A 20,579-nucleotide genomic window follows, 5' to 3' on the forward strand; every position below is an offset into this window, starting at 1 on the left:
ATAAGCCATAAGTATCTTTTATTACTTTACTGAACAACGTATTTATCAATCAGCGTCTGAACAGTGCAACATTGCTGGTAAGATATTGCTAAAATAGCAATTGCATTTGTCTGATTGATAAAAATGTGTCATTAATAATAAAGACGGATACTGACTATTAGGATGAGTAACGAGTAAAAATCGTAACTTTGAACATCAGCACTGTTTAGCAGTACAATGCCACCACCATAATTTCAGTACCATGATAATCACAAGGGAAACTATCTATGTCAAATAAACTACTTGATCTGATCAAATCATCCAACGCCAAATGGGTCGATTTTCGCTTCACTGATACCCGCGGTAAAGAGCATCATATGAGCTTCCCAGCTCATAGCGTTGATGAAGAATCGATGGAAGATGGCAAAATGTTTGATGGCTCATCGATTGCTGGTTGGAAAGGGATTGAAGCATCAGATATGATATTGCGCCCTGATCCTGAGACCGCTTTTATTGACCCGTTCTTTGATGCTGTGACAGTCGTTGTAACTTGTGACATCATTGAGCCATCAACCCTACAAGGTTATGATCGTGACCCACGCTCTATCGCACGCCGCGCTGAAGAGTATTTAAAATCTACTGGTATTGGCGATACGGCTTATTTTGGTCCTGAGCCTGAGTTCTTTGTATTTGATGAAGTAAAATGGTCTGTAAACATGTCTGGTGTCAGTCATGAAATCGTCGCTGAAGAAGCTGCTTGGTCAAGTAACAAAGACTATGAGTGGGGCAACATGGGTCATCGCCCACGTGTTAAAGGCGGCTATGTACCAGTACCACCGGTTGATAGCTCACAAGACATGCGTACTGTCATGTGCGATCGCATCGAAGATATGATTGGTGAAGGCTGTATCGAGGTCCATCACCATGAAGTTGCGCCTTGTCAGTTAGAGATTGGCGTTGCTTTTAATACCCTTGTACGTAAAGCAGATGAGGTGCAAAAACTCAAATATGCGGTACATAATGTTGCGCATCAGTTTGGCAAAACCGCAACCTTTATGCCAAAGCCTATCGTTGGTGACAATGGTTCTGGTATGCACGTCCATATCTCAATCTCAAAAGATGGCGTCAATACCTTCTCTGGTGATGAATATGCTGGCTTGTCTGAAACGGCATTGTATTTCGTTGGCGGTATCATTAAACACGCCCGTGCGCTTAATGCAATTACCAATCCATCGACCAACAGCTACAAGCGTCTAGTGCCTCATTATGAAGCGCCTATTAAACTTGCTTATTCAGCCTCTAACCGCTCAGCCTCTATTCGTATCCCGCACGTCAGCAGCCCAAAAGCGGTACGTGTTGAAGCGCGATTCCCTGATCCAGCAGCCAACCCATACTTAGCGTTTGCAGCACTATTGATGGCAGGTCTTGACGGTATTCAAAACAAAATGCATCCAGGCGAAGCCGCTGATAAAAACTTGTATGATTTGCCACCAGAAGAAGAAGCACTGATCCCAACGGTTGCTGAAAACTTAGAAATGGCATTACAAGCACTAAAAGAAGACCACGAGTTCTTATTAAAAGGCGATGTCTTTACAAAAGAGATGTTAGAGGCTTATATTGCGCTAAAACAAGAAGAAGCGCAGCGCGTCAATATCACGGTACATCCAGTTGAATTTGACTTGTACTATAGCTGCTAATTTATAGCTAATACGTTTAATGATTCTAATGAAAAACCAGCTAACGAAATGTTAGCTGGTTTTTTTTTGCTTGAATAATTGTGTTACCTGAGCTGACACAATTTTGATGCAGACGATACTGCTTTAATAGGAAAAATATCGCATAATAGTGGCATCTCTCTATCGATTGTCTATTGATACAAACACTTATTAGGCTGACTGATCATGACTTTATTACCAAAAAGTAATTTTTTACATAAAAAGATGACTTTAAGCCTGCTGATGGGTTTTATGGTTAGTAGCGCGAGTTTCTACGCACCGATAACGAGTGCTGCGCCTATTTACAAGATCGTTGATGAAAAAACGGGTCAAATCACTTTTACCGACCGTCCGCAGAACTACGCGAATACATCAGGCAAGCAAATTAGTGAAACCTCTGTTAGTACAGATACTCGCCCTTCTTCCAATGGCGTCAATAACAGCTCTGTAGCAAACAGTGGTCCTGCTGTGTCCAATAACCCAGTGGTCGCTAGCAATACGCCGCCGCCAGCGATGGCAAATGCTACGAGTTCAGCTCAAGCGTCACGCGTCAGTTATCAATTGACCATGATTGAGCCGAGCGAAGAGCGCGCCTATCGTCGTCCAGCACAAAGTATTGACGTCAATGTTCAAGTAAAACCAGCGCTACAAGCGGGGGATAGCGTAAGTATTATGTTTGATGGAAATGAGGTAGCTCAAGGTTTGCGTACCTCGATTTCGACCGTTGATATCCTGCCGGGCGCGCATAGCATAAAAGCTATGATAAAAGATAAGAAAGGTCAGACTTTAAGGCAGGTAGAGCGTACCGTTTATATTATTCAGAATACGCAAACCTTGCAAAAAAATAAAAAGCTAGCCGAGCAGCTTTTGGCTTATCAGCGCCTGCCTTGGCACCAAAAAGTATTATTAAAACTGCGTCAAGATGGCAAACAGCCTAATATGCTGTCATTTACTAAGCCCATAGTTGATAAGCCCATGACCCTTGAGGAGCCAGTAATACAATAGAGAATTGACTATCAAGCTTATATAGAGGCAATAAAGGCAATCGCTGATATCAGAGATTGCCTTTATTTTTAACGGTTTTTCTATATGAGCTAAACAGAAATCTATTTGGTTAACTCAATCGTCCCATTGGCAGTGACCGAGATGGTGCTGTTACCAGATTCAAAGTTTTGGCTTGGTACTGAGGCATCAGACGCTTCAGCTTTCATACTCATCGCATTATACATCGGGCGAGGATAGTTGCTACCAGTGTTTAGATTGACATTGACGACACGATAGCCGCGTGCATCCCATGCACGCGTCATGTTTTTGGCTTGCTGCTGAAAGGCGCGTGAAGCCTCGGTCATGAGCTTCTGCTCGAGGGCATTCTTTTTAATGTCTGAGACACCAAAGCTGAGATTTTCCATCACCAAGGTTTCTTGCAAATCAGCAATCAGCTGGCTGGTCGCGGTAAAATCCGTACTTTTGAGGTCTATATTTGCCTGTCCTGTCCAGCCAATAATTTTATTGTTTTTATCATAGCGAGGGTAGGTACGCTGCTGCCCTGTACTGACGGTAACAGTCGGATAGCGCTTGGCAATTTTTAACGCATTATTGATTGAGGTATTTAGCGTAGTTGCCAAAGCTTTGGCATCCGTTGCCTGCGCTTTTTTATATAAGCTGGCAGTTACCTCGTCATTTTGAACTTCCTCTTTTACTTCCGCCTGAAAAGTAAGCTGATCGTAGCCTGTTGGGGCTGCATGAGCGCTACCCATCATTGCCGTCAATAAAAGTACGCTGCCACTGGCTAGAGCGGCTTTACTGCTTAGAGTGTTTTTCATCATAATCTCCTGAATGACATCATTGTGTTTGAAGACGTGAATTTAACAGCCATAAAAACGCATTTTATTTATTCGGCATTTTTTATAGTACTGTCTCTTCTTAGCTAAAATAACAAAATTTAAAAGTAACGCTGTGAGAATTTTGTCACTTAAGTTACAGACGCATGGCGTAAAAAAAAGCGAACAGTTTTACAATGGGGGTTGTAATAATAAAAAATTCTTGTATAATTTGCATCTGGTGGCTCCATTGGTAGCCTCGCAACATTGTTCTATGAACCCCGCCAGGACCGGAAGGTAGCAACGGTAATAGTTATAATGTGTGCCGAGGATGTGCTTTTGGAGTCGCTTTTTTTTGCCTAAAATTTGACTATAAAGTATACAGCTCCTTTAAAATTGTAAATCTTCATAATAAGTCCTTCATGATAAAGGGCTTTTTTTTCGCTTAAATATTGTCTGATGCTGAGTTATGAGTGCTATAGATGGGTTAAAATACAATGGAATCTCCTATATCCAAAACGACAAAGGTTTATTCGTTAGTACGGGTTTTACACGCTTTGAAACCAGCATTTAGCACGGTCTTATGATGTATAAAGACAATAGAGTAGTTATCAGATAGATTATAATTATGCTCTACAGGGGTTGATGGCATTGCATATGATGATGTTACACGATACGATAGTTGGTCTAGATAAGAGTGATTGCCTAATGTTATTTTGATTGGTATTTTTAGCTCAGCTGCACATGGTACAAAACAGCACACCCATTTGACATAAGTAGGATAGTGAATAAGCATGAGTGATATCCAAGAGCCGCTCGTTGTATTACAGCATCGTATGCAGCAGCGCCAGATTTTAGCGATGATGGGTATCAATCAGTGGGTGCAGCCAAGTTCTGAGACCATAAATATCGCGGATATCTCTGCGCCTGTTCTTCCCGATTTGTTAGCTACTGATTCGATGGCTTCTGCGCCGATTACAGCTAATGCCAGTACAGCTTCTTATTCTACTGCTTCTTCTGCGACGACTGCACAGCCAAGTGTTGAGCCTTCAAACATCGATGCGATAAACGTTGCGCTGTCAGGTATGGCAGATGATGCCTCTATTGACCATTATTATGATGCTCATGAGGCAGGTTCAAACCACTCTGATCAACAACGCCCCGTTACCTATAGCTTTGATTCAACTGCTCCTGAAATCTCTAAGCCCGCTGTTACCTCCCTTGTAGAGACCGTTGTTCAACAAACGGCGCTTGATAATGTCAATAACGCTGCGAGCTTTGAAGATGATAGTTTTAAAGACGATGGCTTTAAAAAAGTAGCGCCGTTTGACTTACAAGGCGGTCGCTATGGTGATTGGGTGATGTTGGTAGATATCCAAGCCCTCAATCATGACAGCCAAAAACTGTGGAAAAATATCACCCAAGTGCTATCAATTGCTTGTGAGACGACATCGTTTCCTATCTGTGAGGGCATGGATACAGCCGAGCTTGCCAATGCGAGCTTTGCCGGATATGTCTTTAAGATTGGGCGCAGCGAAGAGATAAAGGTATTGGCGTTGACGGCCTTACCTGATGGCCTTGAACACCCCAATCTTACTGCTGCACCAACGTTAGATGAGATGTTGCTTGACAGTCGCTTAAAGCGTACGCTTTGGGAGATGGTTTCTGGTGCCACTGATTTATAATCAAGGTATTGCTCATTTCTGATTAGAGAGTTTTTAGTCACTAAAATAATAACGTAAAAATAAGATTGTAAGACGTGTTTTAATTGTTAAGTTTCAAATCCCATAAGTTTTAAATCCCAACTAACAACGATGATTTCATCATATTTAGGATAATGATTATGACCACCAAAGCCGCCCCTAACCGTGTAGCCAACTTTTCAGCAGGACCTGCTACCATACCGACTGCTGTATTATCACGCGCTCAAGAAGAGTTGCTAGACTGGCAGGGACGCGGCGTGTCGGTAATGGAGATCAGCCACCGAAGTAAAGAGTACATCGCGATTACTGAAAAAGCGGAAGCCAAATTGCGCTCGCTCATGGACATTCCAGATAATTATAAAGTGCTGTTTTTACAAGGCGGTGCCAGCTTACAGTTTTCAGCCATTCCATTGAATCTATTAAATAATGGGCACGCAGATTATTTGACGACGGGCGCATGGTCAGGAAAAGCGATCAGAGAAGCAAAGCGTTATGCCGATTTAGGTATTGGTGAAGTCAATCTGGTGGCAACAGGCAAAGACAGTCACTTTACCGACGTGCCAGACCAAAGTGACTGGAATCTGAGCAAAGATGCCGCCTATTTCCATTACTGTGCCAACGAAACCATCCATGGCGTGCAAATCTTTGAGCCACCGACAGTGGATGCGCCCATCGTTGTTGATATGTCATCTTGCATTTTGTCACAGCCCATTGATGTGTCTAAATTTGGTATGATTTATGCGGGTGCGCAAAAGAATATCGGTCCAGCAGGACTGACTATCGTCATTATTCGTGAAGATTTATTAGGACAGGCAAGTGAATGGTGCCCATTACTCATGAACTATGAACACCAAGCCGAAAAAGAATCTATGTCAAACACGCCAGCGACATACTCTTGGTACTTGGCAGGGTTGGTCTTTGATTGGTTGGAAGAGCAGGGCGGCGTCGCTGCTATCGGCAAAATCAATCAACAAAAAGCGGATTTACTCTATAAAACCATCGATGACAGCAGCTTTTATAACAATTCAGTAGAGCCTAAGTATCGCTCTATCATGAACGTACCGTTTACCTTGGCTGACAGCAGCCTTGATAAAGTGTTTTTAGAAGAGTCAGAAGCAGCAGGTTTACTATATCTAAAAGGTCACCGTGATGTTGGCGGTATGCGTGCCAGTATCTACAACGCGGTGTCACTAGACTGGGTACAGCAACTGGTTGATTTTATGATTGCGTTTGAAAAGAAGCACGCTTAAATCGGGACAGTTTTTGGATAAAAGACGCACTTTTATAAGTCGCGTCTTTTTTTATGAGTTATGTCTTTTTTATGAATGACGATGCCTGTTATTGGTGAATAATGTGTTGTGGAGTGACTTTGATACGGCAAACCATTAGGTTAAAAAATCTAAGTTTGTTATGATAAAATTTCGCGGTAATGACTACTCGTAGTTATAGTCCAGCATCTTGGTCAGTCATCATCATAGTCATTGGTTTAGCACAGGGGTTTGTTATAACTTTATTATGATAAAAAATACCACGCTAAAAACCATCTTATTAGTAGCAACGCTAGGGGCAGTGGCGAGCTGGATACCAGCCAGTATGGCGGTGCCAATCACAACCACGGCGCTTGGTCATAATAGTCCTACTGAATATATCGATGCGCCGTTTATGCCGTACGCCAATCCAAATGCGCCCACCGGTGGCACGTTATCGCTTGATGCCCGCGGTACTTTTAACGCGGCTAATAAATGGATGACCACGGGTGTGGCAATGGTTGGCACCGACTATCTCTATGATACTTTGATGACTGGCTCATTAAATGAAGCCTTTACCATGTATCCGCAGCTGGCAAGTAAGGTCACTTATGACCCTGATGATACCAGCTGGATTATCTACCATATCAATCCTGCCGCACGCTTTTGGGATGGCACGCCAGTCACCAGTCATGATGTCAAAGCTACTTATGATGCGATATTGAACAAAGGGCCAATGTATATTCGCAGTTATTTGGGCGATATCAAAGACATTCAGATTATCAATAAGCAGCAAGTAAAGTTTGTCTTTGCCTCTGCTGATAATAAAGAGATTTTATTAACGGTTGGACAGTTTCCTGTCTTTGCCAAGTCCTCTATCGACGCTGATTTTGAAAAAATAACTTTGACGCCATTGATGGGTAGTGGACCTTACAAGCTTGGCCGCGTCGATGCGGGACGTTCGGTTAGTTATGTGCGTGATCCCAATTATTGGGGTCGTGATTTGATGGTCAATCGTGGTCGTTATAATTTTGATATGATTAAGTTTGTCTATTATCAAAGTGATGAGATTGCTTTTGAAGGGTTTAAATCGGGGCAATATCGCTTTCGTCCAGAGAATAAAGCCTCTAACTGGGCAACCGGCTATAATTTCCCTGCGGTAGAGGCAGGCCTTATTAATAAAGAAAGTATAAGCAGTCAAAATCCAGTGCCGATGCAAGGGCTCGTCATGAATATGCGTCGTCCCATCTTTCAAGATATTCGTGTTCGTCAAGCATTAACTGCCGCTTATGATTTTGAATGGATGAATAAAACCTTATTTCATGGGCAGTATGAGCGCCTACAAAGCTTCTTCCATGGCTCAGAGCTTGCTGCTACTGGTATGCCTACAGAGGCAGAGATGCAGGTGTTGAGTCCATTATTGGCTAAACTTGAACCAATGCAGCGCCAAGCGGTATTGACTGAATGGCAATTGCCAACCAGTGACGGTAGCGGCTTTAATCGTGAGGGATTGCTAAAAGCGCGTCAGCTATTACTAGATGCGGGCTTCTATTATAACGATATGCAGCTATATCAGCCAGATGGCAAATTGGCTCAAATTGAGATATTGATGACGGGCGAAACCATGGGGCGGGTACTATTGCCTTATATTCGTAATCTAAAGCGTTTGGGCTTTGATGCGACCTTACGCCAAGTCGATGGTCCACAATATTATGAGCGCGTGCGTCGTTTTGATTATGATATGGTGGTCGACGTTTTTGCTCAGAGCCTATCGCCTGGTGCCGAGCAAGTAGGTTTTTGGGGCAGTGCTGCGGCTGATGAAGCAGGTAATCATAATACCATCGGTATTAAAAACCCTGCGATTGACAGTGTTATTAATAAACTTGGCGACGCTAAAAATCGCAATGAGATAGTCTTATATACGCATGTGCTCGATCGCCTACTGCGTGCAGGTTATTATTTGGTGCCGTTATATGGCAAATCTGGTATCAATGTCGCGTATTGGAATCAATACCGTCATATTGAAACACTGCCCTCTAATGCCATCGGTATTGATTACTGGTGGACGGATAAACAGGCAGAAGCACGCGTTAATCAATATTTAAAGCATTAGCCTAAGCTGATAAATATAATGAGGCTTTCGCTTCACCTTTTGTTTGACTTTAAAATTTAATAAAAGACATTGGCAATAAAGATAACCACTGGTAAGGATTTAGTATGAGTATTCGTATTCACCCCATTAACGCGTTCAATGATAACTACATATGGACATTAATTAATGAGAGTAATAAACAAGCCATTGTCATTGATCCGGGTCAAGCGGCACCAGTCGTTGCTTATTTAGAAGAAAATGGGTTAGAGCTGACCTCTATTTGGACTACGCATCATCATCATGACCATATCGGCGGCGTTGCAGAGTTACAAGAGTCGTATCCGATGACGCATCTGGTCGCGCATACTGAGCACAATGTCGATGAAGATCAGACCATTAAAGATGGCAGTACGGTAAGCGCTTGGGGCTGCGCGGCGCAAGTATGGGATGTGTCAGGGCATACCGCAAGTCACGTGGCTTATATATTAGATATCGATGGTCTTAAGCACTGCTTTTGCGGTGATACCTTGTTTAGTGCTGGCTGCGGTCGCGTATTTACAGGAACGATTGAGCAGTTGCATGACAGCTTTAAGCGCTTAAATGGCTTGCCAGCTGAGACGCTGCTGTATCCAGCCCATGAATATACCGCGAGTAATCTGCATTTTGGATTGTCGATTGAGCCTGATAATGAGGCGATGCAGCAAGCTCTAGCACAAGCAAAAGACAAAACCGCCCAAGGTATTCCAACGCTTCCTGTTACGTTAGAAGATGAGCGCGCGGTCAATGTGTTTTTGCGCACGCAAGAGCCAAGTGTGCTGGCAGGTGTGAAGTCTAAAGTCGCTATTGATGACGATAAGTCTTTGACCGTATTTGCAGCGCTACGTGAGCTTAAAAATAACTTTTAAAGGTTACTGAAGGCTTGGATTGACGTTTTGATAGTTATCAATAGTTATCAGCTGTGCATTCTTATTATTGCCATCATACTTACTATTAGGAAGCCGCCATTATGGGTCGTTATATCTTAAAAAGGTTACTACTGATATTACCGACGCTATTTTTGATATTGCTGGCGAACTTTGTCATTGTACAAGCAGCGCCTGGTGGTCCTGTTGAGCAGCAGCTGGCGCTTATTGAACAAAGCGCAAAAGACAATGCACTCGGCGGTAATATTGGTGCGGGCAGTGCGGGAAATAATAGTGCTTATCAAGGTACCCGCGGTCTGTCTGAGGAGATGGTTGCAGCGATTAACGCCCAATACGGCTTTGACAAATCAGCACCTGAGCGTTTTTGGCTCATGCTAAAAAATTATGCCAAGCTGGATTTTGGAGAATCGTTTTTTAAAGGTCAGACGGTGACTGACCTTATTATAGAAAAGCTGCCAGTATCTATCTCGCTTGGGCTCTGGAGCACCTTGCTGATTTATATGATAGCGATACCACTTGGAGTATATAAAGCCATGCACCATGGCTCGGGGATTGATAAATTTACTGCTATGCTACTGGCTATCGGCCATGCGATACCCGTCTTTGTATTTGCTGTTATCCTATTGGTGTTCTTTGCTGGCGGTAGCTACTGGAATATCTTTCCACTACAAGGATTAACCTCAGAGAACTTCGATCAATTAAGTACGCTTGGTAAAGTGAAAGATTACTTTTGGCATTTGGCGTTGCCGCTACTGGCAAGTACCGTTGGCGGTTTTGCGGGTTTAACGTATTTGACCAAGTTTAGCTTTTTAGAGGAGCTTGGTAAGCAGTATGTGCTCACCGCTAGAGCAAAGGGCTTAGGCGCACGTCAAGTTTTGTACGGGCATGTTTTTCGTAATGCGATGTTGATTATTATCGCTGGCATTCCAGCGGCTATCGTTGGTATTTTCTTTGCTGGTAATTTTTTGATTGAGATTATCTTTAAGCTTGATGGTTTGGGGTTGCTCGGTTTTGAGGCCATTCAGCAGCGTGATTATCCGGTGATATTTGGGACGCTGTTTATTTTTACTTTGGTTGGACTGTTATTGCAGCTAATCAGTGATTTAAGTTATCACTTAATTGATCCGCGTATTGATTTTGAGGGGCGCTAATGTCAAGTCATCCATCACCTTCAGCGCCCTCAACTGTGCCTTCTATTGCACTAGAAAAAAAACGTCGCCTAAATCCTATCTGGCAGGCGCGTCTAAACCGTTTTCGTCAAAATCGCCTTGGCGTCATATCGCTGTTTGTTTTTGCGCTGATATTTGTCATTTGTATGGCAGCCAATGTGATTGCCAATGATAAGCCGCTGCTGGTGCAGTATCAGGACGGTTATTATTTTCCCGTCCTAAAAGCCTATCCTGAAACGACGTTTGGTGGTGTGTTTGAGACCGAAACCAACTATAAAGACCCTGCGGTACGAACGCTGATTAACGATCAGGGTTTTTATATTATGCCGCCCATTCCCTTTGCCGATCAGACGCCAAACGTTGAGCTGGGTATTCCATATCCAGCAGCGCCCAATAGCCAGAACTGGCTTGGCACCGATGATTTGGGCCGTGATGTACTGGCACGCATACTTTATGGGTTGAGGGTGTCATTACTGTTTGGCCTAGCATTGACGCTTGCGGGCGCTTTGATTGGTATTATCGTTGGGGCGATACAAGGTTATTACGGTGGCTGGATAGACTTGGCAGGGCAGCGTTTTATGGAGGTTTGGGGCGGGATGCCGCAGCTATTTATGATTATTATTTTGGTCAGCCTGTTTAGCCCCAGTATCTTTATGCTGTTTGCGATGATGTTATTGTTCGGTTGGATGGGGCTGGTTGGTTTGGTACGCGCCGAGTTTTTGCGGGCGCGCAACTTTGACTATGTACGAGCCGCGCGTAATCTTGGGGCAGCAGACAGTCACATTATGCTCAGGCATATCTTGCCTAATGCCCTAGCGTCGAGCTTATCGCAGCTACCATTTATATTGACGGCCAATATTATCGCTTTAACGGCATTAGATTTCTTAGGATATGGCTTGCCACCGGGTTCACCATCGCTTGGTGAGCTCATGGTACAAGGGAAAAACAATCTCGATGCGCCTTGGCTTGCATTATCTGGATTTTTTAGTTTGACCTTTATTTTATCATTGCTGATTTTCGTTGGCGAAGCGTTGCGTGATGCGTTTGACCCGAGGCGCTCCTGATATGACAACTGATAAGATGATAAACGCTAATATGACGACTACTGAGCAAAGTGCTACTGAGCAAAATGCCCATTTAAATGATAGCTATAGCCAAAATAAGCTGATGCTGACCGTAGATAAGCTGAGCATTGTTACCCATACTGGCGTAACCTTGGTTGATAACTTGTCTTATGCGCTCAGGCAAGGACAAACCCTTGCTATCGTTGGTGAATCAGGCTCGGGTAAGTCCATTGCAAGTCTTGCGTTATTAGGCTTATTGCCAGACAGTTTAACCATTAGCGGTGAAGTAAAGCTAGCAAGCTCTACAGGTATGAACCCGCTGCCAATTGCCAATAAAAAAGGACGTGATACTGCGCTGCGAGCTATTCGCGGGCAGCGTATCGGTATGGTGTTTCAAGAGCCGATGACGGCACTTAACCCGCTACACACCGTCGCCAAGCAAATCGCAGAATCTTTGCGACTCAGCGGCGTACCCAAAAAGCAGTGGCGCGAAAAAACTATTGCCTTATTAGATGATGTCAATATTACCGATCCTATTGATAAGCTGAGCCGCTATCCGCATGAGCTGTCAGGTGGTCAGCGTCAGCGGGTAATGATAGCCATGGCATTGGCACAGCAGCCTGATATTTTAATCGCTGATGAACCGACCACCGCGCTTGATGTTACCTTACAACATGAGATCCTTACTCTGTTAAATGCTCTTAAGCGTCAGCACAATATGGCGATGGTGCTGATTAGCCATGATCTTAATCTGGTCAGGCGCTACAGTGATGACATCATCGTAATGCGTCAAGGACAGACGATTGAGCAGGGGCATACCATTCGTGTGTTTGATCAGCCTAAAGCTGAATATACCCGCTCGCTAATCGCACAAGACTTTGGGCAAGCGCTAAGTTTAGTTGATGATAATGATAATGATCAAAGTCAGCAGCCCGCCGTATTGCAAGTCAGTAACCTACAAGTACAGTTCCCGATTGAAAAAAGTTTGTTTGGCGGCACTAAGCGCTGGTTCGATGCGGTAAAAAACGTCGATATGACCCTAACAAAAGGGCAAGCATTAGGCATTGTTGGGGAATCAGGCTCTGGCAAGACGACCATAGCGCTTGCCCTAAGTCAATTGCTTAGCAACCAAGCACGTGTTGGTGGTCAGATACTGGTCAACGGACAAGATATTTCTTTATTATCAAAATGTGAGCTGCGTACTTTTCGCTCACAGATTCAAATGGTATTTCAGGACCCCTTTGCCAGTATCAATCCGCGTATGACGGTGATGCAAATCGTCGAAGAAGGACTGCTTGTACAAGGCGTTGATAAAATATCCCGCCAGCAGGCAGTGATGGACAGTCTCGCCACTGTACATCTACCAGCTGAGTTTGCACAGCGTTATCCGCATGAATTGTCAGGCGGACAGCGTCAGCGCGTGGCTCTTGCGCGTGCACTCATTATGCAGCCGAGTTTATTGATACTCGATGAGCCGACCTCCGCGCTTGATAGCACCACGCAGGTGACGGTGGTTAACTTGCTACGAGAGATTCAGGAGAAATTGCAAATCAGCTATGTGTTTATCAGTCACGACCTAAAAGTGGTGCGCGCTTTATGTCAGCATATTATGGTGCTAAAAGAAGGCAAGTGTATTGAGGGTGGCCGTACTGAAGAGGTGTTTAATCATCCACAGCATCCATATGCTCAGCAGTTATTACAGGCAGATATCAGTTAGTATTGGCAGTCAGAAATAAACAATCAGAACATAGTAGTTCATAATAAACACGGCATCCTAAAAATGGCGGTGGTACAATAAGTTTAAACAGTAGTTTGCTTTATGTAGATGCTGACGCAGTATTTTTATTTTAGAAGCGGCGATGATTTGCTGAGGTAAGGTATCGTTATTGCTCGTATTAGAATTATTCAAAAAGGATTTTTATAGCCATGAAAAAACAAAATACCATTTCTAAATTGGTAAATAGCACAGGCTTACAACATGCCGGTTATTTAGCCATTGCTAAGACGCGCGCCAAAGTCCTAAAAGCCTTTGCATACGTTGTCCCTATTAGAAGACCGATGTTATTCGTTGGCGAGACCTCTTGCGAGGATTTGTGTGACATGCTCATTAATGAAGGACATACCAATGTATTTATCGTCACCGACGCGGTATTAAATAAGCTTGGTATTCCTGCTAAAGTCACAGATTATCTAGATAAAAAAAACATCAGTTATAAAGTCTATGATGGCATTACCCCAGACCCTACTTTTAAAGTTGTCGAAGAAGGCCTACGCAAATCTATTGATGCTAAGTGCGACTCCATTATCGCCATTGGTGGGGGTTCGGTCATCGATGCGGCTAAGATGATTGCGATGTCACAAGGCAATAACTGCAAGCCAAAGCAGCTTATCGGCATTCTTAAAGCCAGAAAGCCTTCGATTCCGCTTTATTGTATTCCGACCACAGCTGGTACAGGTTCAGAAGCGACTTTGGGCGCGGTGGTATCAGATGATAAGACCCATCAAAAAGCGCTGTCTATCGACCCAAGAATGGTGCCATTGGCAGCGGCGATTGACCCGATGATTATGAAAGGTATGCCAGCTCATATCACAGCGGATACGGGTATCGATGTGTTGACACATGCGCTTGAAGCTTGGATGAGTGCCAATGCCAGCGTCGAGACCGACTATTATGCGGCCTCTGCGGTCAAGTCTGTGATGCAAAACCTACCGCTGGTTTATAAAGATGGCGCTAATCTAAAAGCCCGTGAAGAGATGGGTATTGCCGCTCACTACGGCGGTATCGCCTTTAATAAAGCGGGTCTCGGCTACGTCCATGCTATCGCACATCAGTTAGGGGCGTATTATGGTATTCCTCATGGTCGCGCCAATGCCATCGTGTTGCCCTACGTGCTGGATGTCAATCGTCAAGGATGCAAAAAAAGACTGGCGGCGTTGGCTCGTAAAACTGGCATGGTAAAATCGGGACAAGCTAACAAGAGCGATAGCGACATTGCCGATCATCTTATCGCGCAAGTACGCGAACTGATTGCTGCCTTGAATATTGATCCAACCGTTAAAGGCATGCAAAGCAGTGATTTTGATAGCATCGCCAAAGCAGCGGCAAAAGAAGTTAGTGATACCTATGCGGTACCAACGTATCTCTCAGCCTCTGAAATCAAGGCTATCTTAACCAAGATTCAGCAAGCTGGTGATGAGCGTGCCAATGGGGGTGTAGATGGAGATAAAGAAAAGGTTGCATAGTTATAAGGCCACATTGGTGGTTTAGTAATAAATAAAGCCTATGTCCGAGAGGATAATAGGCTTTATTTATTTAAATCCTTAAAGCAATTGTAAATATATAACAATTTGGGAATATTTCGGTGATACCTAAGGGTTAGAGTAATGAGAGGATATTATTTCTAAGGACATCTTATGACACGCCAATTATTAACGATAGATAAGCTAACCGCTAAAGTAGTTGGTATGGTCATCATAGCGAGCAGTGCTCTTTATGTTGGGTGTGCTGCCACCGAGAATACGCCCACTGTGAAAAATACTGCCATCGACAATCCTTATGCGCCTACGGATCCAAATTTAGCAGTCGCGACGGTCGCTGGTGGTTGTTTTTGGTGCGTGGAAGCTGGTTATGAAAAAATACCGGGCGTTGTAGAGGTGGTCTCAGGCTATACTGGCGGTCAATCGACCAATCCAACTTATAGTACTGTATCAGCAGGTGGTACAGGACATACTGAGGCAGCGCAAATCTATTATGACCCGGCAAAGATTACTTATAATGGTCTCGTTCAGGCATTGTGGCGCATTGCGGATCCTACCGATGACAAGGGTCAGTTTGTAGACCGCGGTACGCAGTATCGTCCTGCTATTTTTTATCATAATGCACAAGAAAAGCAGATAGCCGAAGCTGCTAAGCAGTCACTACAAAACTTAGGCGTCTACAAGAAGCCTGTTGTAATTGAGATTGTTCCTGCTAGCGACTTTTATCCAGCAGAAGAGTACCATCAGGATTATTACAAAAAGAATCCACTACGTTATAAGGCGTATACGTTCAATTCTGGTCGTTACCAGTTTATCGAAAGTGTCTATGGTAAAGACTATGAATTAGATTTTAGCCAGTTTAAACCGGCGGCGGATAGCGCACAGCTATCATCAAACAATGCATCAGCTACTAAAGCTGCCACAGGGTTTAATCCAGATACCTTTGTAAAGCCGACACCAGCTGAGCTAAAAAAATCACTGAGTGATATTCAATATAAGGTTTCTCAAGAAGACGGTACAGAGCGCGCTTTTGATAATGAATACTGGGATAATAAACAACCTGGACTGTATGTCGATGTGGTGTCAGGTGAGCCCTTATATTCGTCTAGAGATCAATACGATTCTGGCACCGGTTGGCCAAGTTTTACGCGTCCATTGAATGCTGATTTGGTGGTGGAAAAGGCCGATAGAGGCATATTTGGCACCCGTACCGAGATTCGTAGTCGTTATGCATATTCGCACGTCGGCCATGTATTTGATGATGGTCCAGCACCGACGGGCAAACGCTATTGTATGAACTCAGCGGCGATGCGCTTTATTCCATTGGCGCAGATGGAGGCGGCTGGTTATGGCAAATGGATTGATGATGTAAAATCAGCTAGCTAGGTATTGTTTGACTACCTTTAATAGCTTTTCATTATTGTATAATGACTGAAAATAGTGGATAGCTTGCATCAAAAAAGGATACCTCATAGGTATCCTTTTTTAATGCTCTATTTTTACGTTTTTAGCGTATTAAAATGCCGGTTGGCGTTTAGGTATCGCACTTAAAAATTCATTGCGCGCTTGATTGTCATGTACATACTCACCTAACATTGACATTGTGCGCGTAGTAGAGTGCTGCTTATTGACGCCGCGCATCATCATACACATGTGAGCGGCATCCATAACCACAGCCACGCCGCGGCAGCCTGTCACATCCATAATCGTCTGCGCTATTTGTTCACTTAGATTTTCTTGAACTTGCAAGCGACGAGCAAACATATCGACGATACGGGCAAATTTTGATAAGCCTAATACGTGCCCATTTGGTAAATAGCCAATGTGTGCGACCCCATGAAAGGGCAGCATATGGTGCTCACACAAAGAATAAAATTCAATATTTTGTACCAATACCAGCTCACGGTTGGTCGATGGGAATAGAGCGTCATTAACGACTTCATCTAGGCTTTGATGGTAGCCTTTGGTCAAATGCGCAAATGCTTTGGCAGCACGTGTTGGTGTGTCTTCAAGCCCTGGACGATGCAAGTCCTCACCCGTTGAGGCGATAAGCTGGCGATAGGATTCGATGCTTTCTTGGTAATCTGATGCTATGGTTACAGTATTGCTCATAAGTTTGGCAGCCATCCAAAATGTGGGTGTAGCTTAACGCTAAATCCTTGGTTACAAACAACGGTTGTAAAGGATTATGATAAAAATTGTGCAAGCTGGGAGGGCTGTGATTATACTCGAAATCTGATTAACTTCATACTACTGTGGTCAGTAGTTCACCGTTTTATCAATATTAGGTGGTATTATTGAGCGAGTCTGTGCATGAATACAGTGTAAGCAAATACAGTTTACGACTGTTTACTTAAATCAATTCGTGTATAATAACTCATCTTTTAATTGCTACATCCACTCACTGTTTTTAGCCAACTATTAAAAATAATCTAACATCTAAATCGACTTAAAAGGAAATGTTATGCTATTACAAGGACAGCGTTTTGTCGTTACAGGCATCGCTAGCAAACTATCTATCGCCTGGGCAATTGCTGAAGCACTCCATCGTGAAGGCGCATCATTAATCTTGACTTATCCTAATGATAAAATCAAAAAACGGGTAGATATGGCAGCTGAAGCATTTGAGGCCGACTTAGTCCTCGAGTGTGATGTGGCATCAGATGAGTCTATTGCTGCGTGTTTTGAGCAAGTTGCTGCCCATTGGGGCGATGGCATTAATGGCGTAGTACATGCCATTGGTTTTGCACCGATGGATCAGCTTGATGGGGATTTTGTCAATGCTACCACCCGCGAAGGCAGCAGCATTGCTCATGATATTTCAAGCTATAGCTTTGTGGCATTAGCAAAAGCCTCGCGTGAGCTGCTTGCGCTGCGCCATGGCTCAATGTTGACATTGACTTATGAAGGCAGTATTTCAGTATTGCCAAACTACAACGTCATGGGTATGGCAAAGGCGAGTCTTGAAGCCAGCGTTCGTTACCTTGCAACTTCTATGGGCGGTGAGGGCATTCGTGTCAATGCGATTTCTGCCGGTCCGATCCGTACGCTTGCGGCAAGTGGTATCAAGTCATTCCGTAAAATGCTAGATATCAGTGAAAAAATTGCACCGCTACAACGCAATATTACGCAAACTGAAGTCGCTAATGCGGCACTTTTCTTGCTATCACCTTGGGCATCTGGTATCACAGGTGAGATTATGTTTGTTGATGCAGGCTTTAATACGGTTGCCATCAGCGAGCAACTCATGATGCTTGATGAGCCAAAAGAGTGATAAGGTGATTTTTCACCAGCCCTATTGAGACGTAATAAAGGCAGCCGATTGGCTGCCTTTTTTTATCAAGTCTGTATATTATTGATCGTCTTCTTTATGGTCCTCGTGCTCATGCAATCCTTGCATCATGTCTAACGCAGAGTCGTCAGTACGCTGCTGATCTTCTTTTGCCAAGCCATCTTGGTTGATGTCTTTTGGCGCCATTTTCGTCGTTGAGTCAGTCTTATTGTCATCTGCCATGAGAGGCTCCTATTTATTGTTATAAAGTTTCTTGTTATAAAATTTCTTAACCAATTTATTATGGGATACCGCTTATGAGTTGTACAGGGAAGATATAAGCATATTTAGTGACGGTATGTAACTTTGTATCAACCTAGCTAATGGTACTTTAAAATAAATTTAAAAGTAAATTTACAGCGCCAATAGGTTGTAGCTAGATGAGATGAAGGCTGTATGTCGAACAAGGTTTTTAATATATCTATATTGATATTATTTTGGTGGATAATATTTCTGCTATCATGTGACCCTATTTTGGTAAGTGGGTCATTAAGTGTAGCGCTAAAGCCACAGTCGATACCAAACAAAACAGATACGTCATATTTTGACGCGGCACTGATAGAGATTTTCTAGCGTGCTGTACCTACGCTAATAAAAGCTGCATAAAGTTTATCCCAGTCCCGCTGTATTGTTTTCATACTGAACGCACTCTATGAGCCATTACTAAAATACGCCTTTATGCTTATCATTTTTAACACCGTCTTTGGGTACAATAAGGACATTATATGTCAGAGAAAAAACTAGATAGCCATATTCCTACCGATGGCAATGAGTATTTATTTACCGATACCTTCCCAAAAGGGACCGGTAAAGGGTTGGTAGTTGTCGCCATTGCGGTGGTGATCAGTCTGTTTATTTACAACGTGTTGCCGTATGATATCAGTGCCAATAAAGGCCTCGCTATGCTGTTCTTTATCGGCGTTTTATGGTTAACCGAAGCGGTCCATGTGACGATCACCGCGATATTGGTGGTAGTAATATGAGCGCTGATTGGTTTACCAGATTTCGATGCTGAAATCGGCTTGCAAAGCTTTGCCAACCCAATTATTTATTTGTTCTTTGGCGGCTTTGCACTAGCAGCAGCGCTGCATGTGCAGCAATTAGACAGAAAAATTGCGCTTAAGATTTTGTCCATGTCAGGTGGCAATCTGAGAAATGCAGTCTTTTTGATATTTGGGGTTACCGCATTTTTATCAATGTGGATCTCAAATACTGCGACCGCTGCGATGATGCTGCCACTGGCACTAGGTATTCTAACGCAGGTTGACCGCGAAAAAGACCGTGGCACTTTTGTGTTCGTACTATTGGGTATTGCTTATTCTGCAAGTCTTGGTGGTTTGGGTACGATCGTTGGTTCACCGCCCAATGCGATTGCTGCTAAAGCGCTCGATATCGCGTTTGTCGATTGGATGAAGTTTGGTATTCCAATGATGGTGGTGCTATTGCCGTTATTGCTCGGTGCCATGTATGTGTTCCTCAAGCCCAATCTTAACCGTCAGGTTACGCTGAACGAAGACGATGAGGCTATTGCATGGAATAAGCCACGTGTACTGACGATTATTGTCTTTATCATTACAGCGCTAAGCTGGATACTCTCAAAGCAAATTGGCGCGGCTCTTAATATCGAGGATGTTGATTCTATTGTGGCACTGTTAGCAGCATCAGCGGTGGTCAGCTTAGGATTGGTTTCATGGAAGCAAGTGTCTGACAATACCGATTGGGGCGTGCTCATGTTGTTTGGTGGTGGTATCGCGCTATCAACGGTGTTAAAAGTTTCAGGCGCCTCATTGGTACTTGGTCAAGCAGTTGCTAATGGCCTGTCTTCGGCACCGCTTATCGTTGTGGTACTGGCAGTTGCAGCCTTTATTATATTCTTGACAGAGTTTGCTTCTAATACCGCTTCTGCTGCCTTGTTAGTCCCTGTGTTTGCGGCCATTGCGGAGCAAATGGGTCTGCCACCTGCAGTATTGGTCATGATTATCGGTATCGGTGCGTCTTGTGCCTTTATGCTACCAGTTGCCACGCCACCAAATGCCATTGTCTTTGGAACAGGTCTTATTAAGCAAACGGAGATGGTACGTGTGGGTGTCATACTCAATATTATTTCTACCTTTATCATAGGTTTGTGGGCGTATTTTTTCTTGCTATAGCTGCTAAAAGCAGTCAGCTATAACCGAACAAACCCAATGTTTAAGTCACTCTTGAACATTGGGTTTTTCATTTGTTAGTTGGTTTTTTACTTGCTAATCATCATATCTTTGAATGAGCTGGTAGCAGA

Annotated in this window: 15 protein-coding genes, 1 other RNA gene and 1 pseudogene; 14 read left to right on the plus strand and 3 right to left on the minus strand. The window is 43.7% G+C overall.

Features of this window, described 5'->3' with window-relative positions; all coding sequences use genetic code 11:
* Positions 1-266: 266 nt before the first annotated feature.
* Positions 267-1,676 (plus strand): type I glutamate--ammonia ligase, encoded by a 1,410-nt coding sequence (gene glnA / locus ABYU67_RS05860; protein ID WP_372844072.1) that lies wholly within the window; start codon positions 267-269, stop codon positions 1,674-1,676.
* A 204-nt stretch (positions 1,677-1,880) separates the two neighbouring features.
* Entirely contained in the window at positions 1,881-2,699 is an 819-nt protein-coding gene (locus ABYU67_RS05865) for a DUF4124 domain-containing protein (protein WP_372844073.1), read from the plus strand.
* 101 nt (positions 2,700-2,800) lie between these two features.
* On the opposite strand, the gene ABYU67_RS05870 is transcribed toward ABYU67_RS05865, so the two are convergent.
* Positions 2,801-3,520, minus strand: coding sequence for an SIMPL domain-containing protein (locus tag ABYU67_RS05870; RefSeq protein ID WP_372844074.1), 720 nt, complete (start codon positions 3,518-3,520; stop codon positions 2,801-2,803).
* A 242-nt stretch (positions 3,521-3,762) separates the two neighbouring features.
* Here ABYU67_RS05870 and ffs point away from each other — a divergent pair.
* The 10 genes from ffs to msrA all read left to right on the plus strand — a co-directional run bounded on the left by ffs (position 3,763) and on the right by msrA (position 16,356).
* Positions 3,763-3,859, plus strand: an RNA gene (gene ffs, locus ABYU67_RS05875) — signal recognition particle sRNA small type.
* Positions 3,860-4,308: 449 nt separating this feature from the next.
* A complete protein-coding gene (locus tag ABYU67_RS05880) occupies positions 4,309-5,199 on the plus strand; it encodes a hypothetical protein (RefSeq protein ID WP_372844075.1) in 891 nt (296 codons plus the stop codon).
* 158 nt (positions 5,200-5,357) lie between these two features.
* On the plus strand, positions 5,358-6,467 hold the full coding sequence (gene serC, locus ABYU67_RS05885) for a 3-phosphoserine/phosphohydroxythreonine transaminase (protein WP_372844076.1): 1,110 nt from the start codon (positions 5,358-5,360) through the stop codon (positions 6,465-6,467).
* 265 nt (positions 6,468-6,732) lie between these two features.
* Positions 6,733-8,577, plus strand: coding sequence for an extracellular solute-binding protein (locus ABYU67_RS05890; RefSeq protein WP_372844077.1), 1,845 nt, complete (start codon positions 6,733-6,735; stop codon positions 8,575-8,577).
* A gap of 104 nt (positions 8,578-8,681) precedes the next feature.
* Positions 8,682-9,461, plus strand: a complete 780-nt coding sequence (gene gloB / locus ABYU67_RS05895; protein ID WP_372844078.1) for a hydroxyacylglutathione hydrolase — start codon at positions 8,682-8,684, stop codon at positions 9,459-9,461.
* 101 nt (positions 9,462-9,562) lie between these two features.
* Positions 9,563-10,630, plus strand: coding sequence for a microcin C ABC transporter permease YejB (yejB, locus tag ABYU67_RS05900; protein ID WP_372844079.1), 1,068 nt, complete (start codon positions 9,563-9,565; stop codon positions 10,628-10,630).
* Positions 10,630-11,712 carry an ABC transporter permease gene (locus ABYU67_RS05905; protein WP_372844080.1) on the plus strand — a complete coding sequence of 361 codons (1,083 nt, stop codon included), beginning with the start codon at positions 10,630-10,632 and terminating at the stop codon, positions 11,710-11,712. Before yejB ends, ABYU67_RS05905 begins: the two co-directional genes overlap by 1 nt.
* 31 nt (positions 11,713-11,743) lie before the next feature.
* Positions 11,744-13,429: an ABC transporter ATP-binding protein gene (locus ABYU67_RS05910; RefSeq protein ID WP_372844096.1), complete on the plus strand. Its 1,686-nt coding sequence runs from the start codon at positions 11,744-11,746 to the stop codon at positions 13,427-13,429.
* 209 nt (positions 13,430-13,638) lie between these two features.
* Positions 13,639-14,955, plus strand: coding sequence for an iron-containing alcohol dehydrogenase (locus ABYU67_RS05915; RefSeq protein ID WP_372844081.1), 1,317 nt, complete (start codon positions 13,639-13,641; stop codon positions 14,953-14,955).
* Positions 14,956-15,126: 171 nt separating this feature from the next.
* Positions 15,127-16,356, plus strand: a complete 1,230-nt coding sequence (gene msrA, locus ABYU67_RS05920) for a peptide-methionine (S)-S-oxide reductase MsrA (protein WP_372844082.1) — start codon at positions 15,127-15,129, stop codon at positions 16,354-16,356.
* A 129-nt stretch (positions 16,357-16,485) separates the two neighbouring features.
* On the opposite strand, the gene folE is transcribed toward msrA, so the two are convergent.
* Positions 16,486-17,082, minus strand: coding sequence for a GTP cyclohydrolase I FolE (folE, locus tag ABYU67_RS05925; RefSeq protein WP_372844083.1), 597 nt, complete (start codon positions 17,080-17,082; stop codon positions 16,486-16,488).
* 352 nt (positions 17,083-17,434) lie between these two features.
* Here folE and ABYU67_RS05930 point away from each other — a divergent pair, with 352 nt between their 5' ends.
* Complete coding sequence (locus ABYU67_RS05930) at positions 17,435-18,244, plus strand: enoyl-ACP reductase (protein ID WP_372844084.1); 810 nt, start codon at positions 17,435-17,437, stop codon at positions 18,242-18,244.
* Positions 18,245-18,322: 78 nt separating this feature from the next.
* Here the strand turns inward: ABYU67_RS05930 and ABYU67_RS05935 are convergent, their stop codons facing one another.
* Positions 18,323-18,484: a hypothetical protein gene (locus tag ABYU67_RS05935; protein WP_011513753.1), complete on the minus strand. Its 162-nt coding sequence runs from the start codon at positions 18,482-18,484 to the stop codon at positions 18,323-18,325.
* 542 nt (positions 18,485-19,026) lie between these two features.
* Between ABYU67_RS05935 and ABYU67_RS05940 the strand changes: the two are divergent.
* Positions 19,027-20,451: pseudogene (locus ABYU67_RS05940) on the plus strand (DASS family sodium-coupled anion symporter).
* Positions 20,452-20,579 lie beyond the last annotated feature (128 nt).

The organism is Psychrobacter sp., assembly GCF_041554015.1.
Classification (GTDB): domain Bacteria; phylum Pseudomonadota; class Gammaproteobacteria; order Pseudomonadales; family Moraxellaceae; genus Psychrobacter.

Excerpts from the sequence above, each read along its gene's own strand:
- glnA (WP_372844072.1), top strand. The coding sequence starts at position 267 with ATGTCAAATAAACTACTTGATCTGATCAAATCATCCAACGCCAAATGG.
- ABYU67_RS05865 (WP_372844073.1), top strand. The coding sequence starts at position 1,881 with ATGACTTTATTACCAAAAAGTAATTTTTTACATAAAAAGATGACTTTA.
- ABYU67_RS05870 (WP_372844074.1), bottom strand. The coding sequence starts at position 3,520 with ATGATGAAAAACACTCTAAGCAGTAAAGCCGCTCTAGCCAGTGGCAGC.
- ABYU67_RS05880 (WP_372844075.1), top strand. The coding sequence starts at position 4,309 with ATGAGTGATATCCAAGAGCCGCTCGTTGTATTACAGCATCGTATGCAG.
- serC (WP_372844076.1), top strand. The coding sequence starts at position 5,358 with ATGACCACCAAAGCCGCCCCTAACCGTGTAGCCAACTTTTCAGCAGGA.
- ABYU67_RS05890 (WP_372844077.1), top strand. The coding sequence starts at position 6,733 with ATGATAAAAAATACCACGCTAAAAACCATCTTATTAGTAGCAACGCTA.
- gloB (WP_372844078.1), top strand. The coding sequence starts at position 8,682 with ATGAGTATTCGTATTCACCCCATTAACGCGTTCAATGATAACTACATA.
- yejB (WP_372844079.1), top strand. The coding sequence starts at position 9,563 with ATGGGTCGTTATATCTTAAAAAGGTTACTACTGATATTACCGACGCTA.
- ABYU67_RS05905 (WP_372844080.1), top strand. The coding sequence starts at position 10,630 with ATGTCAAGTCATCCATCACCTTCAGCGCCCTCAACTGTGCCTTCTATT.
- ABYU67_RS05910 (WP_372844096.1), top strand. The coding sequence starts at position 11,744 with ATGACGACTACTGAGCAAAGTGCTACTGAGCAAAATGCCCATTTAAAT.
- ABYU67_RS05915 (WP_372844081.1), top strand. The coding sequence starts at position 13,639 with ATGAAAAAACAAAATACCATTTCTAAATTGGTAAATAGCACAGGCTTA.
- msrA (WP_372844082.1), top strand. The coding sequence starts at position 15,127 with ATGACACGCCAATTATTAACGATAGATAAGCTAACCGCTAAAGTAGTT.
- folE (WP_372844083.1), bottom strand. The coding sequence starts at position 17,082 with ATGAGCAATACTGTAACCATAGCATCAGATTACCAAGAAAGCATCGAA.
- ABYU67_RS05930 (WP_372844084.1), top strand. The coding sequence starts at position 17,435 with ATGCTATTACAAGGACAGCGTTTTGTCGTTACAGGCATCGCTAGCAAA.
- ABYU67_RS05935 (WP_011513753.1), bottom strand. The coding sequence starts at position 18,484 with ATGGCAGATGACAATAAGACTGACTCAACGACGAAAATGGCGCCAAAA.